Origin of the sequence: Hymenobacter terricola (assembly GCF_017921975.2) — a bacterium.
In the GTDB taxonomy this organism is placed as follows: Bacteria; Bacteroidota; Bacteroidia; order Cytophagales; family Hymenobacteraceae; genus Hymenobacter; species Hymenobacter terricola.
Window position 1 is genome coordinate 1 of record NZ_JAGEMO020000092.1, and the last position, 23,575, is coordinate 23,575.

Here is a 23,575-nt window from a genome sequence, read left to right on the forward strand (position 1 = left end):
AAAAAAAATCGGACGCAAGTGATTGAGCACAACGAAGAAGTCTACAAAAATCGTAACCAAATCGAACGCTGCTTCAACCGCCTCAAGCGGTTTCGGGGCCTCGCTTCACGCTACGAAAAGAACGCCAGCACCTTTCTGGCAATGGTCACCCTCGGAGCCATCCTGATGTGGCTTTAATTGTTTACACGTCCTAGTAGCCCAACTGTCTAAGCAAAAGCGCTAATTGTCCATTTCTACCGGCGCAGGCAGCCCCCAATTTTACGGCAGGAACTGGTTGTCGCCCGGGACTGCCCCCACAACTTGGCCTGTTCGGTTCTGCTCCTGACAGGAGTAGAACACGAATTGAGGCCACTCCGCGCACGGGGGGCGGGGCTCTTTGACGGGCCTGCCAGCCAATGACTCGCCGTAAAAAAGCCAGGCCCGTCCTCTGCTGCCGCGCGGCCTTGAGCGCCCCCAGCGGCTGCCCACCTAACCTTCACATTGTATTGCCATGGCACCCCCGCCTGATAACTCCGTTTCCCGCCGGCACTTTTTGGACTCGGCGGGTCTGCTGACCAGCACCGCCCCTTTTTTCTCCTTCGCCGAAATCATTCAACACCACATGCCCCAGCTTTCGACGAAAAGCACCGACACCCTGACAGACGAAGCTGAGCCCCCCGTTACCGTGCGGGATTATGCCACTGACCCGCACCTGGACCCGTTGGTGCGTACGTTTCTCAAAGAGCTGAACGGGAGTGGCCCCGGCCTGGAAACCTGCTCGGCCATGCAAGCCCGGAAGGTGTTGGCGGGAGCCCAGGCCGCCGTTGCAGTGAACTTGTCGGGCATTGACGTCAGCGAAAAAACGATTGTCCAGGATGGTTACAGCGTGCTGCTGCACATCGTGCGCCCGGCGGGCGTTTTGGAAAACCTGCCTGTTTTCATCTTCATTCACGGCGGCGGCTGGGTGCTGGGCGATTTTCCTACCCACCAGCGCATGGTGCGCGATTTGGTCGTGGCCTCGGGCTACGCGGCGGTGTTCGTCAATTACACCCGCACGCCGGACGCCGCCTTCCCGACGGCCATCAATGAAATCTACGCCGCCATGAAATGGGTGGCCGAACACGGTGCCGAAATCAACGTGGACGGGCAGAACCTGGCCGTGGTGGGTAACAGCGTGGGCGGCAACATGACGGCGGCAACGTGCCTGCAGGCCAAAGAAAAGGGCGGCCCCCGCGTCAAGCTGCAAATCATGATGTGGCCCATTATGGATGCCGATTTTACCACCGGCTCGTACCGGCAGTTCGGGGTGGACCGGTTCCTGACGACGGCGACGATGAAGTGGATGTACAACATGTACATCCAGGACCCGCAACAGCGGAAAAACATCCACGCCTCGCCGCTACAGGCCACGGTGGCGCAACTCCAGGGCTTGCCCCCGGCCCTGATTCAGGTGGCCGAAAACGATGTTTTGCGCGATGAAGGCGAGGCCTACGGCCGCAAGCTGCGCGAGGCCGGCGTGCCGGCAACCACCATCCGTTACGACGGGGTGATTCACGACTTTGGCCTGCTCAACGGGCTGGCCGAGGTGCCGACTACGAAGTCCCTGTTCGTCCACGCTGCCGCCCAGCTGAAAAAGTACCTGGGGTAATTCCCCGCTTTATCCCAGGCGTTGCGGCGGGCGGGATGGCGCCGCCATCTTTTCAAACCGAAGCCGGCTGGAAATTCGGAAAAATCATCCGGCACGTCATGCTCAGCACGACCGGAAAACGCTTATCACCCCACCAACAACTGACAACGAGCAACTGACAACTCAAAAAAGGAAAGCTGCTACGCGGCGGCCATGGCAATGCTGAGCAGGAAAACCGAGTCCTCGTGGGCCGTCACGCGGTGCGGAATGCCGGCGTGCAGCGTCAGCAGCTCCCCTCTCGTCAGTTCGGCGGCCTGCGGCTCGGTCTGGAAGCTGAGGCGCCCTTCCAGTACCTGCAGGCTGAGGACGCCGGGGGCGGTGTGGGTTTTCAGCTCGGCTCCGGCGTGCAGGGCCAGCAGCACCACGCGCAGGCCGTTGGTTTTGAGCAGGGTGATGGCATTTCGGTCGCTGCTGCGCCAGGCCGACTCCTGCTTTATCTGGTGGCGCAGCGCCACCAGGTCCATGGTCACCAGGGGCGCGTCCAGCAGGCGGTTGCCTTCGGGGCGCTGGGGCGTGGCAATGTTGTGCTTTTCGGCCGGCGCGGGGGCCGAAGCGGTTGCGGGTTCGCGCAGGGCCTTCACCAGGTCATCGGCCAGCGTTTCGCTGTACATCCCGTAGCCGTTCACCAGCGTGCCCTTCACGTGGTGCACCGGCGAGGAAATGGCGTACACCACGGCTTCATCGCCGGGGTCCGAAGCACCTTCGAACCGGTAGTGCCTGTCCACTACAAACTCTGTTGGGTGCAGCCGCAGGGCACTTTCGGGGCATACCAGGCAGGTGTCCGTCAGGTTGAAGTCGGCCGTGTACCCGTCCTTTTTCAGGTGGGCGAGTACTTCAGAAACAGTGGTCATGGGTTCCATATAGAGGGGGAGCTAGAGCAGTTTTGGAGTCTTTGTCCAGAGTTAAAAAGTCAGAGTCGCTGTAAATGCAGCTTTGCGACAAATCAGCCGGTGCGGGCCTTTTCTCCTACGCAAAGCGCACCAACGCGTTGTTGAGCACAAATTTCCTGGCCTTGCCCCCCAGCTTGCCATGATGTTTGTCATCTGCGGGCTTGATACTCGTCAGGGCACGGCAGCGGCCGGTGGCTGAACCTTTGCAGCGTTCCGTTTATCGCCACTTCCCACTTCGCCCCATTATGGCCAAATCAACCCCGCCAGCCGCTGTCCACGCCTACCTCGTGGGCGGCGGCATTGCCTCGTTTGCCGCCGCGGTGTTTCTCATTCGCGACGGCCAGGTGCCGGGGGCAAACATCCACATTTTCGAGGAAGCGGCCCAGGCCGGCGGCAGCCTCGACGCGGCCGGGCAGGCCGAGCGCGGCTACGTGCTGCGCGGCGGCCGGATGATGAATTTCACGTACTTCTGCACCTACGAAGTGCTGGCGTCCATCCCCTCGCTGGAGCACCCCGGCAAGTCGGCCTACGACGATATTTTCGAGTTCGACCGCCAGATTAAGACCTCGGCCCAGGCCCGCCTGGTGAACCGCGAAGGCTACATTCTGGACGTTACTTCCATGGGCTTCACCGAGCCCGACCGGCTGGAAATGGTGGAGCTGATGGCCCTGCCCGAGCTGCTGCTCGGCACCAAGCGCATCGACGACTGGTTCAAGCCCGGCTTTTTCAAAACCAACTTCTGGCTGATGTGGGCCACCATGTTTGCCTTTCAGCCCTGGCACAGCCTGGTGGAATTCCGCCGCTACCTGCTGCGCTTCATCCACGAATTTCCGCGCATCGGCACCCTGGCCGGGGTCGACCGCACGCCCTACAACCAGTATGATTCCATTGTGCTGCCCATCATGACCTGGCTGCGGGCGCAGGGCGTCGACTTCCGGATGAGCTGCCAGGTGACGGACCTGGACTTTGCGCCCGATGTGGACGCGAAAACGGTGACCGGCGTGCGCTACACCCAGGCCGGGCAGCCCCACACCCAGGCCGTGCGGCCCCACGATTTGGTGATGATGACCAACGGCTCGATGGCCGCCAACTCCACCCTGGGCTCGATGACGGCCGCGCCGGTACTGAACACCACCAAGGTGGACGGCGCCTGGGCGCTATGGAAAACCGTGGCCACGAAATACTCCGATTTCGGCCGGCCCTATGTGTTCGACGGCCGCTCCGACGAGGCCAAATGGGAGTCCTTCACCGTGACGTGCAAGGGCACCCGGTTCTTCGATTTGATGGCCAAGTTCTCGGGCAACAAAGCCGGTACCGGGGCCCTGGTCACCCTCGTCGATTCGAGCTGGCTGCTGTCGGTGGTGCTGGCCTACCAGCCGCACTTCCGCAACCAGCCCGCCGATGTGACGGTTTTCTGGGGCTACGGCCTGTTTCCGGACCGGGTGGGCGACTACGTGCAGAAGAAGATGAGCGCCTGCACGGGCGAGGAAATCCTGACCGAGCTGCTCGGACACCTGCACTTCACCGGGGAACAGGCCGCCATCATTGCCTCCGCCAACTGCATTCCGTGCATGCTGCCCTACATCACCAGCCCGTTTCTGACCCGCTCCCCCGGCGACCGGCCGGAAGTGGTGCCCCAGGGCTCGACCAATTTCGCCTTCCTGGGCCAGTTTGCCGAAGTGCCCGACGATGTGGTGTTCACGGTCGAATATTCCGTGCGCTCGGCCCAAATGGCAGTGTACGAGCTGCTGAAGCTCGATAAAAAGCCGCCCGCCGTCTACAAAGGCCAGCACGACGTGAAAGTGCTTTACAACGCCATGAAGGCCATGCACCGCTAGGCCACGGCCGGTGTGGTAACTTCCGCAGCTCGCACTTGATACTGGGCCCTGGTCCGTCCCGCCATGTCCATCGCCGTCGAAACCGCACCCCCGGAAGCCCCCGCCACCCGTCCCACCGGCCTCACCGCGGCCGAGGCGCGGGCCCGCCTCCGGCAATACGGCCCCAACGCTGTGGACGCCACGCCCCCCGATAGCTGGGTGCGGGTGCTGCTGCGGCAGTTTCGCAGCCTCATTGTGGCGGTGCTGGGCGCAGCGGCCGTGGCGTCGTTTGTGTTTAACGACCGGGTGGAGGCCTGCGCCATCCTGGCGGTTATCCTGATTAACGCCAGCATTGGCTTCGGGCTCGAATGGCAGGCCCAGGCCTCGATGACGGCCCTGCGCCGCATGGGCCGCGCCACGGCCCGCGTGCTGCGCGACGACCAGGTGCAGGCCGTGCCCGCCGACGAGCTTACCATTGGCGATGTGCTGCTGCTGGAAGCCGGCGAGGTGGTAGCCGCCGATGCGGAACTGTTCGAGGCCCAGCAGCTGCAAGTCAACGAATCGGCCCTCACCGGGGAATCCATGCCGGTGAGCAAAAAGCCGGACGAGCCGGCCGCCGGGGCGCCGATGACCGACCAACCCAACCGCCTGTTCAAGGGCACGGCCGTGGTGAACGGCACCGGGCGCGCCTACGTCACGGCCGTGGGCGGCGGCACCCAGCTGGGCGAAATTGCGCGGCTGGTGCAGCAGGCCGAGCCCACGGCCACGCCCCTCGAAGCCAAGCTCAGCCGCCTCACCCGCCAGCTCATCCTGTTCACGGTGGCACTGGCGGCCGGGTACGTGGCGGTGGGCCTGTGGCGGGGCCAGCCCGTGGGCCAGCTGCTCGAAATGGCCGTGGTGCTGGCCGTGGCCGCCATTCCCGAAGGCATGTCCATTGTGGCCACGCTGGCCCTGGCCTACGGCATGCTGCGGCTGGCCGAGCGCCGCGTCCTCGTCAAGCGGCTGGCCGCCGTGGAAACCCTGGGCGGCACCGACATCATTTTCACCGATAAAACCGGCACGCTCACCCAGAACCAGATGGCCGTGCACACCGTCTGGCTGCCCGAAGCCCGCCTCGGTTTTCCGCCGAAAGCGGAAGAAGCTGTCGCCGCCGAAAAAGCCCTTTCGGGCGAAGCCTGCCAGCTGCTGCTGCGGGCGGCCGTGCTGTGCAACAACGCCACTTACGCGCCCGATAGCCCGGCCGCACTTGGCGACCCGCTGGAAGTGGCCCTGCTGGCCCTGGCCCACCGGCACGGTTTCGATGTGCCCGCCACCCAGGCCGCCGAGCGCCTGGCCGAGCAGCCCTTCAACTCCGATACCCGCCTGATGGCCACCCTGCACCGCCTGCCCGGCGGCCAGCCCTGGATAGCCGTGAAAGGGGCCGCCGAGGAAGTGCTGCGCCAATGCACCGCGCAGCATACCGCCACCGGCCCGCAGCCCCTCGCCGAGCCGGCCGAGTGGCTGAAGCGGGCCGAAGAGCTGGCCCAAACCGGCCTGCGCACCCTGGGCCTGGCCTGCCGCGTGCCCACCGATGAAAATCCCGACAACTTAGCCCACGACCTGGTTTGGCTGGGCCTGGTGGCCTTCCTCGACCCCGCCCGGCCCGAAGTTATTCCAGCCATCGAGGCTTGCCGGAAGGCCGGTATCCGGGTGCTGATGGTGACCGGCGACCACCCCGCCACGGCCCTCACGGTGGCCCGGCAGGTGCACCTGGCCGCTGAAGACGACACGACCGTCGTCACCGGAACCGACCTGGCCGCGCTGCTTGCCCACCCCGAAACCCCCGACCCGCGCATGGCGCAAACCCGCGTGTTTGCCCGCGTCAGCCCCGCCCAGAAGCTCGACCTCATCAGCTACTACCAGCAGCAGGGCCACATCGTGGCCATGATTGGCGACGGCGTGAACGATGCGCCCGCCCTCAAAAAGGCCGATATTGGCGTGGCCATGGGCCTGCGCGGCACCCAGGTGGCCAGCGAAGCCGCCGCCCTGGTGCTGCGCGACGATTCCTTCGCCTCCGTGGTGGTGGCCGTGGAGCAGGGCCGCGTCATTTTCACCAACATCCGGCGCTTCGTGCTCTACCTGGTGTCCTGCAACCTGAGCGAGTTGCTGGTGGTGATGGCGGCGGGCCTGATTGGCAGTGGCGCGGTGCTGCTGCCCCTGCAAATCCTGTTTCTGAACCTGGTAACCGACATCTTCCCGGCCCTGGCCCTGAGCGTCGGCCAGGGCAGCCCCCGCGTGATGGAGCACGCGCCCCACTCTCCCCAGGGCCCCATGATGCGGCCCGGCGACTGGCGCCTGGCAGCTGGCTACGCCGGGCTGATGACCGCCGCCCTGCTCGGCAGCTACTACCTGGCCCGGCACCAGGCCGGTTTCGCCCCGGCCACGGCCACCACCATCCTGTTCTATGCCCTGGCCCTGGCCCAGATGGTGCACGTCTTCAACATGGCCGGCGTGCGCACCCCGCTGCGCCACAACGACGTGCTGCGCAACCGCTACGTGTGGCTGGCGCAGGCCTTGTGCACCGGCCTACTGCTGATTACCTATTTCGTGCCCTTGCTGCGGGAATTACTCAATATTCAGCCCCTCACCCCGCTGGGGCTGCTTTTTATCCTGGTGCCGGCCGGGGCAGTGCTGGTGCTGGGCCAGCTGCTGGGCTACCTGATTGGCCGGTTTCAGCCGGAGGAGCACGGGCGGCTCTGAGCCCAGCCAACGGCCAGTTGCAGCGGGGTTCTCAGGTTCGGATACTATCGCGTCCCAATGCAAACTACCCTTACAGCATTGCCCGGATTTTTCCATGCCATAGCTGTCGAAATTCTTGCCCGCGCTCAATTTGCCTTCACCATTGCGCTTCACTACATCTACCCGCCGATGGGCATTGGGCCGGGCGTGGTGCTGATGGCCAAGGAAGGCCTGTTTCTGAAAGCCCGCAACCCGCTTTTTGAGCACCTGACGCAGCTCTGGATTCGCATTTTCGCGCTCATCTTCGGCATTGGGGTGGCCACGGGCACTGTGGTGGAGTTTGAGTTTGGCACCAACCGGGCCACCTACTCGCGCTACGTGGGCGACATCTTCGGCTCGGCGCTGGCGGCGGAAGGCATTTTTGCCTTTGCCCTGGAGTCGGGCTTTCTGGGCATTCTGCTCTTCGGCTGGCACCGGGTGTCGCCGCGGGTACACTTCTTTGCTACCGTGATGGCGGCACCGGGCTCCATGTTTTCGGCCATCTGGATTGTGGTGGCCAATTCCTGGCAGCAAACGCCGGCCAGGTTTCACATCGTGGGCTCGGGCCGAAGTGATGGATTTCTGGGCCATGGTGTTCAACCCCAGCAGCGTAGACCGGCTGTCGCACGCCATCATCGGCGGCTTCCTGTCGGGCAGCTTCCTGGTGTTGAGCGTGAGCGCCCGGTGCCTGCTCAAGGGCCGCTTCGTGGAAATCCCGAAGGCCGCCTTCGAAGGCCACTACGCCGCCTCCGGGCCGGCCGATATGTACTTGCTGGGCCGGGTCGATACCAACACCCAGCACGTCACGGGCCTGAGCATCTCCGGCGGCCTGAGCTACTTGCTGCACCAGGATTTCAACGCCCCGGTGCGCGGGCTGAACAGTTTCCGGCCCGAGGACCGGCCGCCGGTCAACTTCGTGTTCCAGACCTACCACCTGATGGTGGCCATCGGCACGGCGCTTATTGGCCTCACGCTGGTAGCCGCGTAGCGGTGACAGATTTTCATATGCCTCTGCCACCGCTACGCGGCGTTGGCCTTGCTTCGCCCGGTTTGCTACAAACCTTCTCCGCCGCTACGCGGCTGCTCCGCAACCTGGGTCAACCAAGACGAAAGAAGGCCCGAACTTCCAGCAAAACGGCTGGAAACCCGGGCTTTTCTATGCGCAGTCGTCGGTGCTTTTACTTGGCGTAAACCGTGGTCAGATAGGTTTTCAGGTCGGTGGGCTTGCGGCCCAGCAGCCGCTCAAACGTTGGGTCCGCTGACTCCAACTCACCGGCCTCCATGGCCTTCACGATGCCCACCATCAAATTCACAAAGGGCTCGGGCACCTGCTGCCCGCGCATGCCGGCGGCCAGCGCATCGGTGGTGATGGGCACGTATTCCACGGGCTGGCCGGTGACTTCGCTCAGCGTGCGGGCAATGTCCCGGGCCGAGTAGGACGGGCCGGGGCCGATGTCGTAGGTCTGGTTTTCGTGGCCGGTGCTGGTGAGGACATTAGCCAGGGCTTCGGCAATTTCGATGCGCAGGGCGTAGCTCACTTTGCCCTCGCCGGCGGCGGAGTAAAGCTTGCCGCTGGGCAGCACGTCGGGCCCGGCAAACTCGGGCACCAAATCCAGGTACAGCGTATCGCGAAACAGCGTGTAGGCCAAACCGGAGGCCCGCAGGTAGTCCTCGGTAGCCGCGTGGCTGGGCGAAGCGGCGAAGTGCGAATCCCGCGACGGGTTCAGCACGCTGGTGTAGATGAGGTGCGGCACGCCGGCCTGCCTAGCCGCGTCAATCACGTTCTGGTGCTGCTGCACGCGGGGCGCAAATTCGACCTCGCTGGTCGAAATCAGCAGCACGGTAGCAACACCCTGAAACGCGGCTACCAGCGAATCGAAATCGTTGTAGTCGCCGTGCCGGACCTGCACGCCCTGCTGGCGCAGGCCGTCGGCTTTGGTCAGGTCGCGCACCACGGCGACGATTTCGGCAGGAGCGACTTTGAGCAGCAAAGATTGGATGGTGGCCTGGCCGAGGTGGCCAGTAGCGCCGGTGATGGCAAGCATGAGTTTGGAGGTTTAAGGGCCAATGGTTACTTTTAATAACTCAAAGGTATCTGGCCCTTTTGCGCACCGCAAGAAGGCACTTCAACCTGCCTAAGTCACATGGAAGTAACTGTTGCTGAACCGCAGACCGATAGCATGGCGGCCGCGCTGGAAAATATTTTGACCGTTTCAAAAAACGGCCCCGGCCTCTGCCCCGTGCGCGACATTCTGGACCGCATCGGCGATAAATGGTCCTTGCTTACCATCCTGCACCTGGGCCGGGCCGACAACCTGCGTTTCAACGAGCTGCGCCGGCACATCGAGGGCATTTCGCAGCGCATGCTCACCGTCACGCTCCGCTCCCTCGAAACCGACGGCCTGATAACCCGCACCGCCTACGCCGAGGTGCCGCCCCGCGTGGAGTACCGCCTCACCGCCCTCGGCCGCAGCCTGCTGGGGGCCGTGGTGGAGCTGGGCAACTGGGCCACGGCCCACGCGCCGGCCATTGCCGAGGCGCGCCGGGCATTTGGAGTGGAGTAGTCTGAAGGGAAGTGGGCGCGAACGACCAGGCCCGCGCTACAGCAGCGCGGCGCACTGCCGGGCAATTTCCAGTTCCTCGTTAGTGGGAATAACCAGAATTCGAGCCCTGGAATTTGGCCCGCTGATATCGCGCATGCCCGGCTGGCGCTGCTGGTTTTTGGCCTCGTCCAGCTCCAGCCCGAAAAACGACAGGTCCCGGCAGGCGCGCGCCCGCACCAGGGCATCGTTCTCCCCCACCCCGGCCGTGAACACGATGGCGTCCAGTCCATTGAGCACCGCCGCGTAGGCCCCGATGTACTGGCGGATGCGGTAGGCGTAGATTTCGTAGGCCAGCTCGGCGCGGGCATCGCCGGCGTTCAGGGCCTGCGTAATGTCGCGCATGTCGCTGAAACCGCTGAGGCCCAGCATCCCGCTTTCCTTGTTGAGCAGGGTGTTAACCTGCTCCGTGGTGTAGCCCAACGGCCCCAGCAGGTGCAGCAGCACGGCGGGGTCGAGGTCGCCGGAGCGCGTGCCCATCACCAGCCCGGCCAGCGGACTGAAGCCCATGCTGGTGTCCAGCGAGCGGCCGCCGCGCACCGCTGCCATGCTGCACCCGTTGCCGAGGTGAATGGTGATAATGCGCGCATCGGGCTGGCCCAGGTAGGCAGCGGCCTGCGCGGCCACGTACTGGTGGCTGGTGCCATGAAAACCGTATTTGCGGATGCGCTGCTCAGCATAAAGTGCCGTGGGCAGGGCGTAGCGGAAAGCGTATTCCGGCAAGGTCTGGTGAAACGCCGTATCGAACACCGCCACCTGCCGCGCCTGCGGAAACAGCCGCTCCGCGACCTCAATGCCCTGAAAATTGGCTGGATTGTGCAGCGGGGCCAGCGCAAACAGCCGCTGGATTTCGGCCTTCACTTCGGCCGTAATCAGGGCCGGCGCGGTAAAGAACGCGCCGCCGTGCACCACGCGATGCCCCACCACCGCAATGGCGCCCGGCTCGGGAATTACGGCCTCGGGGCCAGCCGTGAGCAGGCGCACTACTTCGCGCAGGCCCGCCTCAAAATCGGGAATGGGCTGGGTCTGGTGCTGCTCGGCGACCTGGCCCCGCGCATCAAAAACCTTGTGCGAGATACTGGCTTGCGCCGAGCCAATGCGCTCCACCATGCCGCTGCACACCGGCAGCTCGGCGGGCCAGCGGAACAGCTGGTATTTGATGGAGCTACTGCCGGAATTGACGACGAAGATGTTCATTGGTAGCGCTTAAATAGTAGAAATACCCGCCAAAGAAGTGGCCGGGCCAGCGTCATTTTTTTAGCGGCAAGCGGGCGGCCACCGCGCTGCGGATGATGTTCAGATCAACGGCGGGACTGCCCCCCAGGTCGTCTGACCAACTGGCCTGGGGTTCGACCGCGCCGAACAGGGCTCGGGTAAAGCGCGGATACAGCAGCTGCGCCAACAGCTCCTGGGCCAGCTGCTGGCTCGCGGCGGGCGCTACTGCCAGCCGCTCGTGCAGGAACTGCGCCACGCGGGCTTGCGCGTTGTCAAACAGCGCCTCGTGCAGGCGCACGGCGCCCTGCGGAAACCGCTCGGCCTCGGTGATGCCCAGGCGGCACAGGCGCAGGGGCTTGCTCGACAGCACCGTTTCGAGAAAGCGGCCGCAAAACAGCACCAGGGCCTGTTCGGGGTCGGTGGCGTAGTCGGCCGGCGCTTGCAGGTGGTCCATCTGCAAGTCCAGCACGAGGTCAAACACGGCCAGGAACAGGTTCTCCTTGCTGATAAAGTGGGCGTACAGCGTGCGCTTGGTTGTCCCCGCGTGCCCGGCAATGCGGTCCATCGAAGCCCGTTCGAAGCCGGTTTCCATGAACACCGCCTTGGCAGCGTGTAGCACCTGTTTCCGAAGCTCGTCACCGCGTTTGGCCATCCTTTTTTTTACTGAATAATAAGCTGGTAGCAGCTCCTTAAAAGCCGAAGCTTCAGCGGGCGCTACCGGTCAACTGCCGGCTGAGTCAGCTGGCCGGCGTCGTTGTTTCTGGCTAGGCGGGGCCTGGGCTTCCCGCCGGCCTGGTGCAAATATCAGCCCGCCCGCCGGTACTCCTCACTCCCCGGCCCGCGGCCCGCTGGTTTTGTAGCGCCGCAACTATTTTTTTACGGCAGTGCCGTTAAGTATACTACACGGTGTAGTATATTTGTGAGCACACATCCACTCCAGGCCCCCATGAAAATCATCGTAACCGGTTCGTTAGGAAACATCGGCCAGCCCCTGGCCACGGAGCTGGTCCAAAAAGGCCATGCCGTGACGGTTATCAGCAGCCAGCCGGAGAAGCAGCCTGCCATTGAGGCCCTGGGGGCCGCTGCCGCCATCGGCTCGCTGGAAGATGCTGATTTTCTGGCGTCCACCTTCGCCGGAGCCGATGCGGTGTATGCGATGGTGCCGCCCAACTTTGCCGCGCCTGATTCGCGAGCGTACTACCGCAGCATTGGCCGCAGCTACGCCCAGGCCATTCAGCAGGCAGACATTAAGCGGGTGGTTCAGCTCAGCAGTTGGGGGGCGCATTTGGATAAGGGCACTGGCATCATCCTGGGTTCGCACGATGTGGAAGGCATCCTGAATGAGCTGTCCGGCGTGGCCATCACGTATTTGCGCCCCACCTCCTTCTATACCAACTGGTACAGCTTTGTCGGGATGATAAAAGGGGCGGGCTTTATGGGGGCCAACTATGGCGGCGAGGTGAAGGTGGCGCTGGTGCACCCGCGAGACATTGCCGCCGCCGCCGCCGAAGAGCTAACCGCTCCAACCGGGCCGGCCGTGCGCTACGTGGCCAGCGACGAGCGCACCGCCAACGAAGCCGCCCGCATCCTGGGGGCCGCCATCGGCAAGCCGGACCTGGCCTGGGTGACCTTCACCGATGCGCAAATGCAGGAAAATCTGGAAAAGAACGGCGTGCCGGCCCACATGGCCACCGGCATCGTGGAGCTGTACGCCAGCATCAACAGCGGCGCCTTGGGGGCCGATTACGAGCTGCACAAGCCCGCAATGGGCAAGGTGAAACTGGAGGATTTTGCCAGGGAATTTGCGGCGGCTTTTTAAGTAGTCGGGGCGAGGGGGCCAATATGCGGTTCAACTTTGTCTTGCTGGCGCTCGCGCTATTCGTTTTTTGAAGGGCGGCGCGCCGTAAAAAACCAGCGCGTTTCCGTTACCCCTGCTGGCTCTGAATGGCGGTAATCACCACCGTATTAAACACGTCGTCCACGGTGCAGCCGCGGCTGAGGTCATTCACCGGCTTGTTCAGGCCCTGCAAAACCGGGCCGATGGCCAGGGCCCCGGTTTCGCGCTGCACGGCTTTGTAGGTGTTGTTGCCGGTGTTCAAATCGGGAAAGATGAAGACGCTGGCCTGGCCGGCCACTTCCGAATCGGGCAGTTTCTGGCGGCCTACCAGCGGGTCCACGGCGGCATCATACTGGATAGGGCCTTCGATTTTCAGGGCAGGAATTTTCTGGCGAACCAGCTCAGTGGCTTCGCGCACTTTCTCCACGTCGGCCCCCGCGCCGGACGTGCCGGACGAGTACGAGAGCATGGCCACGCGGGGCTCAATGCCGAAAGCCAGGCTGCTCTCGGCCGAGGAAATGGCGATTTCGGCCAGCTGCTCGGCCGTGGGGTTGGGGTTCACGGCGCAGTCGCCGAACACGGTCACGCGGTCGGGCAGGCACATGAAAAACACCGACGACACCACCGAAACGCCCGGCTTGGTCTTGATGATTTGGAGGGCCGGCCGGATGGTGTGCTGCGTGGTGTGCACCGCCCCGGACACCATGCCGTCGGCGTGGCCCTGGCGCACCATCATGGTGCCGAAGTAGGACACGTCGCGCAGCAGGTCGCGGGCCATGTCGTGGTTCACGCCCTTGTCTTTGCGCAGCTCATAAAACGTCTCCACATAGGCCGCGTAGTGCTCCGATTGCACGGGGTCGACGAGGTGCAGATGGCCGGCGGGCAGGCTGATGCCCAGGCGCTTGGCCGAGGCCGTGATTTCGTCGGGGTTGCCGAGAATGGTGAGGTCCACCACGTCCTGCTGGAGCAGCTGCGCGGCGGCCCGCAGGATGCGGTCGTCGTTGCCCTCGGCCAGCACGATGTGGCGGCGCGTGCGCTTGGCCCATTGCAGCAGCCGGTACTGAAACATGTGCGGCGTGAGCCCCACCGGCTGGAAGCTGACCATCTTTTCCTCCAGCGCCCGCACCTCCACGTAGCGCTCGAACGTGCTGAGGGCCAGCTGAATTTTCTTCGGGTTATCGGCCGTCAGGCGCGAGCGGATGGCCCCCACGCGGGTGGCGGTTTCGAACGTGCCGGTGGGCACCACCAGAATGGGCATCACGTTGGGCAGGCCTTCCAGCAGACGGCGGATGGGCTCATCGGGCCCGGTGCCGGCCGTGAGCACGATGCCCGCCACGCGCGGGTAACTGGACGACGTATTGGCCTGCAAGGCGCACAGAATGATGTCGCCCCGGTCGGCGGGTGTCACAATCAGCACGTTCTCCTTGAGGTAGTTGAGGAAGTTGGGCACCTGCATGGCCCCGATGACATAGTTGTCGACCTGGTTGCCCAGCCCGGCCTCGCCAAACAGCACTTCGCCGCCCAGCGCGGCCTGAATTTCGCCCATCGTGGGGTGCAGCAGGTTGGCATCTTCGGGGATGACGGCCAGCAGAATTTCGGCCGGCAGCTGGCCGCGCAGCAGCTCACGCACGTCCTCCGCCTGCGCCGGGGCCACGCGGTTGGCCACGGCCAGCAGCACGGGCACCTCGCGGGCCTCGAAGCCGTGCAGCAGCGTGAGTACTGCGCTGATAACCTGGGCCGTACTCTTGCCCTCGCCCGACACGACCATGATGACCGGCACGCCCAGGTTTTTGGCGATGGACACGTTGGCATCGAACTCAAAGGCCGTGCCCGCGCCCAGGAAATTGCTGCCCTCCACCACGGTGAAGTCGTAATTATCCTCCCACTGCTTGAACTGGTGGATGATGTGGTCAATCATCTCGCCCTGCTCGCCGGCTTCCATCAGGCGCAGGGCCTCGGCGCGGGTGTAGGCATAGGTATCGGCGGGGGGCAGCGGCAGCCGGAAGTAGCGCGTGATGGTGTCGAGGTTGGCGTCGGGCCGCTCGGCGGGGTCGTAGTCGATGATGGGCTTGAAGTAGCCCACTTTGCGGGCCTGGCCCAGCAGCAGGTTCACCAGCCCCAGCGCGACGATGGACTTGCCGCTGTAGGGCTCGGCGGTGGCGATGAAAACGGCTTTGGTCATGAAGGAGATAATAAAGACGGGTTGGCCGGCAAAGACGCACTCGTTCCTACGGCGCCGCGCCCACCACGGTGGCAACGCCTGCAAACTACTCTTTGTTTGGGCTACAATTGGAATGAGCAAGCTCACTGAGAAGGCTAACAATCGTCATGGGACGGCGGCGGCGCGGGCCGCACCTTTACCGGCCCAGCTGCCCCCTTCGGTAGGGTACAACCCCTACTGTGGGGCCATATTTCTTTCCGCTCCGCCGCTGCTATGCTGCTCGATACCAGGCTGCCCGTTCGCTACGTTTTCAAGCACCTCCGGCCCGATGTTATTCGGGTGCTGCTGATTTCGCTGTGCTTCCAAACCCTGAAACGGGTATTTCCCGCGCAGCTGCCGCTCATTCCGTTGCCGCTGGTCACCATTCTGGGCAGCTCCATCTCGCTACTGCTGGCCTTCAAAATCAGCCAGTCGTACGACCGGTGGTGGGAGGCCCGCAAGCTGTGGGGCGCCATTGCCAACGACTCGCGCACGCTGGTGCTCCAGCTCCGCGGGTTCGTGCGCGACGAGGTGCTGCACCAGCCCGGCCCCGCTGCGCCGCTGCCCGCCATGGCCTACCGCCAGATGGCCTGGTGCTATAGCCTGGGCCAGTCGTTGCGCGGCCTGCCCGCCGCCGCCGGGCTGCAAAACTACCTCTCCACAACGGAGCTGGCCTACTTGCAGCAGCCCGCCAACAAGCCCCTGGCGCTGCTCGCTCTGCACACCGGCCAGGTAAAAGCCCTCTTCGAGGCCCAGGCCATCAACGCCTTTCAGCAGGTGCAGCTCGATGCCACGCTCATGCGCCTCGGCGATGCCATGGGCGGGGCGGAGCGCATCAAGAGCACCGTGTTTCCGACCAGCTACCGGTTGATGGTGTACTCGTCCATCTACCTCTTTCTCATCATGCTTTCGCTGGGCCTCATCGAAACCATCGGGGGCTGGGAAACGCCGGTGCTGCTGGCCGTGGCCTCCACCTTTTTCCTGCTCGAACGCACCGCCCGCTACCTGCAGGACCCCTTCAGCAACAAGCCCACCGATACGCCCGTCACGGCCATCGCCCGCGCCGTGGAAACCGACCTCCGGCAGCTGCTCCAGGAAGCTCCCGCCCCGGCGCCAATGCCGGCCGGCGGGTTTTATCTGATGTGATGCCGGCCCAGCCGCCCGAGCCGGACACGGCCGGACATGACGAGAGTCATAATCCGGCCTGATGATAGTCAGCGCCGAACCACCTGCTATGGCTGAACCTTTGGCGCATTCTCCGACCATCACTCAGCCCCCCCCGCCATGAGACCCGTTTTTTTAGTCATTGCTGACCTCTCGCCCTGCTCGCAGCAGGCCGTTGCCTACGCCGCTGCGCTGGCGGCCCCGCTGGGCGGTCAATTAGTCCTGCTGAACCTCGAAACCGCGCCCATCCTCAGCGCCGATTCGGGCCTGGTCGTCATTCCCCAGGAATATTACGACCAGCAGCAGGCCAATGTCGGGACCTTGCAGCAGCTGGCTGCGCAGCTCCCCGTGCCGGCCGTGGTGGAAAGCCGCGATGGCATGCTGTTCGCAATTCTCAGCGACGCAATTCGCCGCTGGCAGCCCCAGGTGCTGGTATTGGGCCTCACGCCGGAGCACAACGTGCTGGAAAAGCTGCTGGCTAACGAGGTGCTGCCCGCGCTGCGCGATACCGGCCTGCCCGTGCTGCTGGTGCCCGAAGCCGCCATTCAAACGCCGTGCTTGCCCCGGCTGGTGGCCATTGCCGTCGATGAGCATCTGGTGCAGCTCAATGCGGCCGCGCTGGCGCTGGGGCCGTTGCTGGGCAGCTGGCACGCGGCCTATTGCGTGGTGCACATTGCCCGGCCCGATGCCCCGGCCGATGGCAGCCTGCATTGGGCGGAGGCGGCCGTGCGGCGCAACGGCTTGCTGCCGGCCTCGGCGGCCTGCACCACCTATTCGGTGGCGCACGAGCCACGGGGCGGGGGCATTGTGCAGGCGGCCCACGACGTGCAGGCCGATATGCTGGTGCTGCCCGTGCGGCCTCGCAGCCTGATGGGCCGGGTGTTCGGCCTGGGCGTGGCCGAGGAAGTGGTGCGCATCTGCTCCGTGCCCATGCTGCTGCTGCCCACTGTTGAAAAGCAGGAGAAGATGCCTGCCCAACCCGCCGAGTACCGCCTGGCGTTTTAATACCCGGGGCACTGAATAACAAAAATCATAGCTCAACATAATTGTTATCAAATCATTACCTTTGGTTAAGGTCGAACCTTCGCAAAGCCCTTCACTGCCCGGCCCCACCCCCGGCCCGGTGCGCTCACCAACCCGTTTTCATTTCTTATTCTACCACTTATGACGTGCGAAACTCCCCAAAACAAGGCTGGTAAAGTTCTGCTCACCGCGCTGGCTGGGGCCGGGGTAGGTGCGCTCGCCGGCATCCTGCCCTACTCTGAAAAAAGCATGGCGAAACGCCGCCAATTCCGTGCCTGGAAGCTGGACCATCGCCTGCGCCTGCGCAACGACGGGAACACCCTAAAAACCAATCTGCAACAGAAACACACTCACCTAACCGAGGACGGCCTGGCCTACGTCGAAGGCAAGGGCCACGAGCTGATGAGCCGCCTGCAAGCCAGGCTGGGCAAGCGCAAGCGCCAAATCGTGAAGCTGCTAAATCGCCTCTAGCCGGCATTTCGGCTGTTTCAGTCCGAAAGCTGCCAACCACCAGCCGCTACCCCATGACTACGCTCCCGGCAGCCCTGCCCAAATGCTTGCTGTTCCTGCTGCTGATGGCCTTTTCCTGGGCCGCTCCGGCGCAGGTGCTGCCACCTGCCCAAGTGCCGCCCGCCGCCCGCGCCGCCTTTAAAGCGAAGTTCCCGGCGGCAAAAACCGTGGCCTGGACCAAAGCCGACGACGGCCAGTACACGGCCAGCTTCCGGCGGCGGGGCAGCCCGATGGCCGTGCAGATTTCCCCCATCGGCACGCTGGCGGCCACCAGGTTACCCATTCCGCCGGCCAAGCTGCCGGCGCGGGTGCGGGCCACCCTGGCCCACGACTACAGCGAATACCAGGTGACCGAAGCCGCCATCTATGTATCGGACGCGGGCGTAAAAACGTATCAGGTTGAGGTCAGCATCGAAGGCAGCCACCACCCCGTGGTGTTCCGGGCCGATGGCTCGCGGGTGAAGAACAAGCGGGCCAAAAAATAGCGACTGGCTCCGTCGAGCCGCTCTGCTGTGCCGTGCCCCACTTCCATAAACCCAGCCGCCAGGCTTTCAGCATCCTAACCCAGCCCTATGTGGTGGCCTTATTTATTCGTTTTTCTTGGGGCGCTCCTCTTCGATATTGTGCCGTTTCCCTTTCTGCCGGCCTTCACCATCATGCTCTATTTGCAGGTGAAATACGGCCTTGATATGTGGGCCGTGCTCGGCATTGGAGTGGCTGGCTCCATTTTGGGCCGATACATTCTCACGCTGTATATCCCGCACTTGTCGGCCAAGGTTTTCAAGCCCGCCAAAAACGCGGATGTTCAGTTTTTGGGCGAGAAGCTGAAAGCAAAGGGCTGGCGGAGCCAGGCGGCCATCGTGACCTATTCGCTGCTGCCGCTGCCCACCACGCCCCTGTTTCTGGCCGGGGGCATGGCCCGGATACGGCCCTTATACATCATCCCGGCCTTTTTTGTGGGCAAGCTCACGAGCGACAGCGTGGCCCTGTCGATGGGCGGCTACGCGGCGAAGAACCTCGGCAGCCTCCGCGCCTCGGTTTTTTCCTGGCAATCCATCGTGGGCCTTTCGGCCAGCCTGCTGCTGCTTTTCGTGCTCCTGTTCGTCGACTGGCGCTCCCTGATTGAGAAAAAGGCGTTCCGCCTGGATTTCAATATATTTAAGTAGGTCGTCGCGGCGGGCAGTTCCGCCGCGACGACCGCCAGCAGCAGTCTGGCAAAAATAGCATTACCGCAGGATTTATCTGGTCACCTCAGCCCCTCACTAGGTAGTTATACGTGCTTTCTAAATCAGGTAGTTATACGCTACATATTACTAAACGAATATCGGTCATTTGTCGGGTCAATATGCATTGACGCGGCCGATGCCGAAAAGCCGGAACAGAGTAGGCAATCCTTCCTTATTTTTTGTTTATGGCTGCCTCGCAGTATCCGTACACCCAACCCGCCATGCTTTCCAACAGCGTGACGACCTCGACCACCGTTTCCATTATCAATGGGATGCAGGTATCGACCACCACGTTTTCGAGTCCGGCGGGCAGTTTTGGGCAGATAACCCTGTCGCCGGTGCAGAACAGCGCCACCAACGTGGAAATGGGCGTGGGCCATCAGAAACTCAGCATCACCAGCCTCACCTTCCGGGCCGCCTTCGGGTTCGATTCGGGACAGGTGCTGGCAGTGGGCCACGCCACCGACCAGAACGGGAACGACCCGGTGGCCTTCAGCGAGCAAATCTGCCAGTGGCCAAACAATCCGTAAGCCCCGCGTGCTAACCACGGCAGGGCCTTTGGGGAATAATGCCGAAGGCCCTGCGCGTAGTGCACGCGGCTTCGCCGCCATGCTGTGCCGGCTCGCGTTTGCCCTGCTGCTGCTGGCGGGGCCGGTAGTCCGGGCCCAAACCAGCCTCCCGACCATCGCCCCCGGCCCCCCGGTGCCGGCCACGCCCACGCCGTATGGGCAGCGCGTGCTGCTGGCCCCCGGCGACAGCGCGGCCCGGCAGTTTGGCGACATTCTGCTGTGCTACCGGCTGGCCCCTTCGGGCACAGCCGTGCAGTGCACCATCTACGTGGCCACGCAGCTGGCCGGCATCCGGCAGCTGAACGCGACCGCGCCCACCTTCACCTTCGACGTGCAGGTGGGCTACGGCAAGGCGCACGGCACCCTGGCGCTCCAGCTGATTGCCGCGCCGCAGCCGGGCCAGATTTCCACCCTGTCCGGCAGGTTCACCTATTCGGGCAACAACCAGCAGTTCACCTTCAAAGGCGACCTGATTGGCTGGTACGCCGTGCCCTGACCCGTCCATTCTTTTCTGCTTCGTGGTATGTCTACTCCAACTCTGAGCTTTGACAACAGCGCCTCGGGCGATGCTTCGCTGTTTGTGGCCACCGGCAGCGCCAACGGCTGGTGTGCTTTCGTGGCCGCCACCGACGGCAGCAGCAGCACCACCCCGCTGTCATTCGCCCAGGTGAATGCCACCGCGGGCTTCGTGGTGTTTGCGCCGCTGGCGCCTACTGTACCGCCCGCCACATTCGTGGCCAACGTGCGCGCCTACGCCAAGGCATCCGGCCCGGCGCAGTACCTGCAGCTGGGCCTGATGTGGCTGGCCGACCCCAACGTGGTGCCCGGCTACGGCACGCCCACCTTCTGGCTGAACGGCACGGGCCCCAACTCCTTCGGCATTCTGAAGCCCTTCAACTACTCGGTGGGCAACAACTTCATGACGCTCTTTGTGAGCAACAGTGTGACTGTGCTGGCCGATACCGTGCTGAACCGCTACGCCTTCGCGGTGCCGGAGTATTTGCCCAGCCCGGCGGCCACGCTGCGCTGCAACCCCTACGGCGCGCAGGCCAGCGTGCTGCAATACTTCTACGTGCCGATGACCGGCCAGGGCGCGGCCCATCTGCTCTTCGGCGTGGGTTTCGACGCGGCCCAGCTGCCGGCTTTCGATGTGGGGCTGAAGTACTATTACCCCAACCCCGAAACCGGCCAGCCGGTCACGCTGGACTCGCCCCTGTTCGAGTCCGCCATGGCCAACTACCTGGTGCTGACCGACGTGAGCTTCGCGCCGTTTGCGCTGCTGAACGGCGCTCAAACCTACGTGGCCTTCACCGGCCAGACGCTGCTGCCGCAATCATCCGGCACGCAGCCCACGGTGCTGCCCACCGCCCTGCTCACCGACTACGGCTACCCCGTGGCGCTGCTGCCCGTGGCCGATTTCGTGACCGACGCGGCGGGGCAGCGCTTCCCCGGTCCCCAGGCGTCACGGGTGGTGCTGAACGACCAGAATACTGATAATCCGAACGATACCTGGGTGCTGCAGCCCAGCGGCTACTACACGCTGGGGGTGCCCGCCACCTACGCTCCCACCGTGGATGCCCTGGGGCAGCTGCGGCTGCTGTGCGGCCTGGCCGGCACCGAGGCCATCAGCTTCACGCCCCAGCTGGCCACCAATACCGGCGATTTGCTGTGGTTCAAGCCGGGCGCGGCGGCCTATGCGGCGGGCTTCGTGCCGGGCAGCCCTACCCTGCCGAATTCGGCCGGCACGCTGCTGGGCGGCCCCTACGTGACGGCCTGGGCCAACGTGGTGCCGGGCAGCAACACCAACAGCCCCGTGGTGTACTACGCCCAGCCCGACGGCGCGGCGCTGTACGCGCCGGGCCAGGATATTTCGGCGCAGTACAGCAGCTTTCTGGGGTACTACACGCCGTCGTCCGGGGTGCTGTCGGCGGGGCCGGCGGGGCTGGCGTTTCCGCTGGTGCCGTATGGCGGCACGCCGGTGGGCAGCCAGCTGGCGGTATTGCAGCAGTACGAGCAGCAGGTGCTGAGCCCCAGCCGCAAGGCCACCATTGCCCAGGCGCTGGCCCCGCAGTCGGCGGCGGCCGTCGCGCAGCGGCAGGCCCGGCGGGCCCAGCTGCAAGCCGCCGGGGCAACCGGAACCGCCGCCGACACCGTGATTCACTCGACCAGCCCGCAGGGCCTGTACATCGAAGTGGACCCGACCACCGGCGTGTGGGACAAGCTCCAACTGGCCAGCAACCTGGTAAACGAGCTGGTGGACGGCAAATTGACGGCCGTGGCTTACTCCCTGGAATTCGACACGCTGAGCGCCGGGCTGCAATCGGCATTCCAGACCAACCAGCTGTTTTTGGTGATTTCCTCGAATGTGAAGCTGACCGAAACCACCTACGTGCTGGGCGACTTCACGACCAGTTCCTTCAACGAAATGTCGATTGAGGGCTGGCCGTTCACGTTCAACATTCCCAGCCAGAACCCCAACGGGATGTTCAAAAACATCCTGCTCTTCAAGTTCCGCAGCGACCTGGCCCTCACCGACCTCGTGCGGCAGCCCAGCCAGTGGGCCACGCCGGCGCTGTTCAACTACACCGACGCCGGCGGCAGCCTGGGTTCGCTGCCCACCTGGCTCGACAACTACCTGCAAAGCAGCGTGACGCGGGCCCAAACCGACCCCGACTACCTCGCCTTCGCCACCGCCGTCGCGGACCCGAACTGGCAGGGCATCCTCGGGCTGAACGTGGACATCAGCCCCCTGGACTTCCCCGAGGGCTTGCAGGGCCTGCTGGCGGGCATCGACCTGGCCCGGTTTTCGGCCCACCACTTTGGCATCGACGTCAATTTCGTGCAGGCCGGCGCCATGCCCGGCACCCTGCAAATGCAGCAGAACAGCGCCATGTTCGGGCTGATTGACTACGAAGACCAGGTGTTTGAGTCGCTGGGCTACTCGGTGGCCCGGTACCAGCAGGAAGCCCCCATCAACACGGCGGTGGACTATAATTTCCGGGTGCTCTCGCTGAAAGTGCTGTTCGCGAACTCCAAAATCACGAACTACAGCAGCTACCTGGCCCTCACCGTCAACCGCGTGTTTGGGGAGCGGGTGCAAACCGCCAACCGGCAGAACCTGCTGCTGTTCGCGGGCAGCTACGAGGACCACGACGGCACGCCGGTGTACGCGTTCAACAGCCTGCCGGCCGCGGCGGGTGGCAGCAGCTACGTGCTCCAGGTGCAAAGCCCGGTGCTGGGGGCCGTGGAAGTGGTGAAGGCCACCTTCAACACGCTGGTTTCGCAGACCAAAGACGACCAGCTGATTAGCTCCGTGTTTTCGCTCTGGGGCTACCTCGATTTCAACGCCCTCACGGGCTTCGACCTGCTCTCCTACGGCACGCCGAATACGGGCCTGAGCTTCGCCAACCTCAACGTCAACCTGTCGTTTCCGCTGGCCACGCCGGCGGCGGTTACCTACGCGTTCGACATCAGCCAGGTGAGCTTCGACCCCAGCCAGAGCAACGTGCGGCCGGGCAGCCTGGTGAACCACTTCCCGCTGCAGCTCACCGGCATCACGAGCGGCGACAAGGCCAACTCGCCGGCCGCGCAGGGCTACCTGAGCGTGAACCTGCCCAGCCTGGCCCAGAAGCAGGGCGTGAGCGGCCCCTGGTACGGGCTACAATTCAACCTGAACATGGGCACGCTGGGCGCGCTGGCCGGCTCGCTGGGCTTCAACTCAGTGTTTCTGATGGCCTGGAACGTGGGCGGCACCGGGGCCACGGCCGGCCTGAAGCTGCCGGGCGTGAACCCGCAGGCCCCGTTCTTCAGCCTGCAGGGCGTGCTGCGCCTCAACATTGGCAGTGTGCTGCTCACCGTGGCCGACGACAAGGTGTCGTACCTGATGAAAATCAACGACATCGCACTGAAATTCCTCGTGCTGAGCTTCCCGCCGAACGGGTCGGTCAACTTCTTCCTGTTCGGCAATCCTAATGCCACCGCCACCCCGCAAAGCCTGGGCTGGTACACGGCTTACACCCAGACTACCAAGGCTCCCAAGGCCCTGCCGCCCGCCCCGCCGCGGCTCGAACTCCCCGTTTCCGACGCGGCCCCCGACTAGTC

The 23,575-nt window shown here is 64.0% G+C and carries 19 protein-coding genes and 1 pseudogene; 15 read left to right on the top strand and 5 right to left on the bottom strand.

The features are described from left to right. Positions 1-18: 18 nt before the first annotated feature. Both J4G38_RS29265 and J4G38_RS24965 read left to right on the top strand, forming a co-directional pair. Positions 19-177 (top strand): transposase, encoded by a 159-nt coding sequence (locus tag J4G38_RS29265; RefSeq protein ID WP_226163232.1) that lies wholly within the window; start codon positions 19-21, stop codon positions 175-177. A gap of 313 nt (positions 178-490) precedes the next feature. Beyond that, the gene (locus J4G38_RS24965; protein ID WP_226163835.1) at positions 491-1,627 is read left to right on the top strand and encodes an alpha/beta hydrolase; all 1,137 of its coding nucleotides are present in this window, start codon (positions 491-493) and stop codon (positions 1,625-1,627) included. 179 nt (positions 1,628-1,806) lie between these two features. On the opposite strand, the gene J4G38_RS24970 is transcribed toward J4G38_RS24965, so the two are convergent. Beyond that, the gene (locus tag J4G38_RS24970) at positions 1,807-2,517 is read right to left on the bottom strand and encodes a cupin domain-containing protein (RefSeq protein ID WP_210521585.1); all 711 of its coding nucleotides are present in this window, start codon (positions 2,515-2,517) and stop codon (positions 1,807-1,809) included. A 284-nt stretch (positions 2,518-2,801) separates the two neighbouring features. Here J4G38_RS24970 and J4G38_RS24975 point away from each other — a divergent pair, with 284 nt between their 5' ends. From J4G38_RS24975 to J4G38_RS24985, 3 genes and pseudogenes are all read left to right on the top strand, one after another. Then, positions 2,802-4,394 carry an oleate hydratase gene (locus J4G38_RS24975; protein ID WP_210521584.1) on the top strand — a complete coding sequence of 531 codons (1,593 nt, stop codon included), beginning with the start codon at positions 2,802-2,804 and terminating at the stop codon, positions 4,392-4,394. 63 nt (positions 4,395-4,457) lie between these two features. Continuing rightward, positions 4,458-7,112, top strand: a complete 2,655-nt coding sequence (locus J4G38_RS24980) for a cation-translocating P-type ATPase (protein WP_210521583.1) — start codon at positions 4,458-4,460, stop codon at positions 7,110-7,112. Between the two features lie 168 nt (positions 7,113-7,280). After that, a pseudogene (locus J4G38_RS24985) lies at positions 7,281-8,118 on the top strand (cytochrome ubiquinol oxidase subunit I). Between the two features lie 190 nt (positions 8,119-8,308). Here J4G38_RS24985 and J4G38_RS24990 read toward each other — a convergent pair. Then, positions 8,309-9,175, bottom strand: coding sequence for an SDR family oxidoreductase (locus J4G38_RS24990; RefSeq protein WP_210521582.1), 867 nt, complete (start codon positions 9,173-9,175; stop codon positions 8,309-8,311). 99 nt (positions 9,176-9,274) lie between these two features. Between J4G38_RS24990 and J4G38_RS24995 the strand changes: the two genes are divergently transcribed. Next, entirely contained in the window at positions 9,275-9,694 is a 420-nt protein-coding gene (locus J4G38_RS24995) for a winged helix-turn-helix transcriptional regulator (RefSeq protein WP_210521581.1), read from the top strand. Between the two features lie 36 nt (positions 9,695-9,730). Here J4G38_RS24995 and J4G38_RS25000 read toward each other — a convergent pair whose 3' ends face one another. Both J4G38_RS25000 and J4G38_RS25005 read right to left on the bottom strand, forming a co-directional pair. Next, on the bottom strand, positions 9,731-10,927 hold the full coding sequence (locus J4G38_RS25000; RefSeq protein WP_210521580.1) for an acetate/propionate family kinase: 1,197 nt from the start codon (positions 10,925-10,927) through the stop codon (positions 9,731-9,733). Between the two features lie 52 nt (positions 10,928-10,979). Continuing rightward, positions 10,980-11,597, bottom strand: coding sequence for a TetR/AcrR family transcriptional regulator (locus tag J4G38_RS25005; RefSeq protein WP_210521579.1), 618 nt, complete (start codon positions 11,595-11,597; stop codon positions 10,980-10,982). A gap of 294 nt (positions 11,598-11,891) precedes the next feature. On the opposite strand from J4G38_RS25005, the gene J4G38_RS25010 reads away from it, so the two are divergent. Further along, positions 11,892-12,764, top strand: coding sequence for an NAD(P)H-binding protein (locus J4G38_RS25010; protein WP_210521578.1), 873 nt, complete (start codon positions 11,892-11,894; stop codon positions 12,762-12,764). A 106-nt stretch (positions 12,765-12,870) separates the two neighbouring features. On the opposite strand, the gene pta is transcribed toward J4G38_RS25010, so the two are convergent. Then, entirely contained in the window at positions 12,871-14,964 is a 2,094-nt protein-coding gene (gene pta, locus J4G38_RS25015) for a phosphate acetyltransferase (protein ID WP_210521577.1), read from the bottom strand. A gap of 252 nt (positions 14,965-15,216) precedes the next feature. On the opposite strand from pta, the gene J4G38_RS25020 reads away from it, so the two are divergent. From J4G38_RS25020 to J4G38_RS25055, 8 genes are all read left to right on the top strand, one after another. Further along, positions 15,217-16,128 carry a bestrophin family protein gene (locus J4G38_RS25020; protein WP_210521576.1) on the top strand — a complete coding sequence of 304 codons (912 nt, stop codon included), beginning with the start codon at positions 15,217-15,219 and terminating at the stop codon, positions 16,126-16,128. Positions 16,129-16,266: 138 nt separating this feature from the next. Next, the gene (locus J4G38_RS25025) at positions 16,267-17,151 is read left to right on the top strand and encodes a universal stress protein (RefSeq protein ID WP_210521575.1); all 885 of its coding nucleotides are present in this window, start codon (positions 16,267-16,269) and stop codon (positions 17,149-17,151) included. Positions 17,152-17,310: 159 nt separating this feature from the next. Further along, entirely contained in the window at positions 17,311-17,640 is a 330-nt protein-coding gene (locus tag J4G38_RS25030) for a hypothetical protein (RefSeq protein ID WP_210521574.1), read from the top strand. A gap of 53 nt (positions 17,641-17,693) precedes the next feature. Continuing rightward, positions 17,694-18,164, top strand: a complete 471-nt coding sequence (locus J4G38_RS25035) for a hypothetical protein (RefSeq protein WP_210521573.1) — start codon at positions 17,694-17,696, stop codon at positions 18,162-18,164. 138 nt (positions 18,165-18,302) lie between these two features. Then, positions 18,303-18,845: a hypothetical protein gene (locus tag J4G38_RS25040; RefSeq protein ID WP_210521572.1), complete on the top strand. Its 543-nt coding sequence runs from the start codon at positions 18,303-18,305 to the stop codon at positions 18,843-18,845. Positions 18,846-19,090: 245 nt separating this feature from the next. Next, positions 19,091-19,435 carry a hypothetical protein gene (locus tag J4G38_RS25045; protein WP_210521571.1) on the top strand — a complete coding sequence of 115 codons (345 nt, stop codon included), beginning with the start codon at positions 19,091-19,093 and terminating at the stop codon, positions 19,433-19,435. Positions 19,436-19,514: 79 nt separating this feature from the next. Next, positions 19,515-19,970, top strand: a complete 456-nt coding sequence (locus J4G38_RS25050; protein WP_210521570.1) for a hypothetical protein — start codon at positions 19,515-19,517, stop codon at positions 19,968-19,970. Positions 19,971-19,997: 27 nt separating this feature from the next. Continuing rightward, on the top strand, positions 19,998-23,573 hold the full coding sequence (locus J4G38_RS25055; protein WP_210521569.1) for a hypothetical protein: 3,576 nt from the start codon (positions 19,998-20,000) through the stop codon (positions 23,571-23,573). Positions 23,574-23,575: the final 2 nt, after the last annotated feature.

Bases quoted from the DNA above. Each gene is read 5' to 3' on its own strand.
- J4G38_RS25005 (WP_210521579.1), bottom strand. From the start codon at position 11,597: ATGGCCAAACGCGGTGACGAGCTTCGGAAACAGGTGCTACACGCTGCC.
- J4G38_RS24970 (WP_210521585.1), bottom strand. From the start codon at position 2,517: ATGACCACTGTTTCTGAAGTACTCGCCCACCTGAAAAAGGACGGGTAC.
- J4G38_RS24990 (WP_210521582.1), bottom strand. From the start codon at position 9,175: ATGCTTGCCATCACCGGCGCTACTGGCCACCTCGGCCAGGCCACCATC.
- J4G38_RS24980 (WP_210521583.1), top strand. From the start codon at position 4,458: ATGTCCATCGCCGTCGAAACCGCACCCCCGGAAGCCCCCGCCACCCGT.
- J4G38_RS25020 (WP_210521576.1), top strand. From the start codon at position 15,217: ATGCTGCTCGATACCAGGCTGCCCGTTCGCTACGTTTTCAAGCACCTC.
- J4G38_RS25035 (WP_210521573.1), top strand. From the start codon at position 17,694: ATGACTACGCTCCCGGCAGCCCTGCCCAAATGCTTGCTGTTCCTGCTG.
- J4G38_RS25000 (WP_210521580.1), bottom strand. From the start codon at position 10,927: ATGAACATCTTCGTCGTCAATTCCGGCAGTAGCTCCATCAAATACCAG.
- J4G38_RS25030 (WP_210521574.1), top strand. From the start codon at position 17,311: ATGACGTGCGAAACTCCCCAAAACAAGGCTGGTAAAGTTCTGCTCACC.
- pta (WP_210521577.1), bottom strand. From the start codon at position 14,964: ATGACCAAAGCCGTTTTCATCGCCACCGCCGAGCCCTACAGCGGCAAG.
- J4G38_RS25050 (WP_210521570.1), top strand. From the start codon at position 19,515: ATGCTGTGCCGGCTCGCGTTTGCCCTGCTGCTGCTGGCGGGGCCGGTA.
- J4G38_RS24975 (WP_210521584.1), top strand. From the start codon at position 2,802: ATGGCCAAATCAACCCCGCCAGCCGCTGTCCACGCCTACCTCGTGGGC.
- J4G38_RS25010 (WP_210521578.1), top strand. From the start codon at position 11,892: ATGAAAATCATCGTAACCGGTTCGTTAGGAAACATCGGCCAGCCCCTG.
- J4G38_RS25055 (WP_210521569.1), top strand. From the start codon at position 19,998: ATGTCTACTCCAACTCTGAGCTTTGACAACAGCGCCTCGGGCGATGCT.
- J4G38_RS24995 (WP_210521581.1), top strand. From the start codon at position 9,275: ATGGAAGTAACTGTTGCTGAACCGCAGACCGATAGCATGGCGGCCGCG.
- J4G38_RS24965 (WP_226163835.1), top strand. From the start codon at position 491: ATGGCACCCCCGCCTGATAACTCCGTTTCCCGCCGGCACTTTTTGGAC.
- J4G38_RS25025 (WP_210521575.1), top strand. From the start codon at position 16,267: ATGAGACCCGTTTTTTTAGTCATTGCTGACCTCTCGCCCTGCTCGCAG.
- J4G38_RS25045 (WP_210521571.1), top strand. From the start codon at position 19,091: ATGGCTGCCTCGCAGTATCCGTACACCCAACCCGCCATGCTTTCCAAC.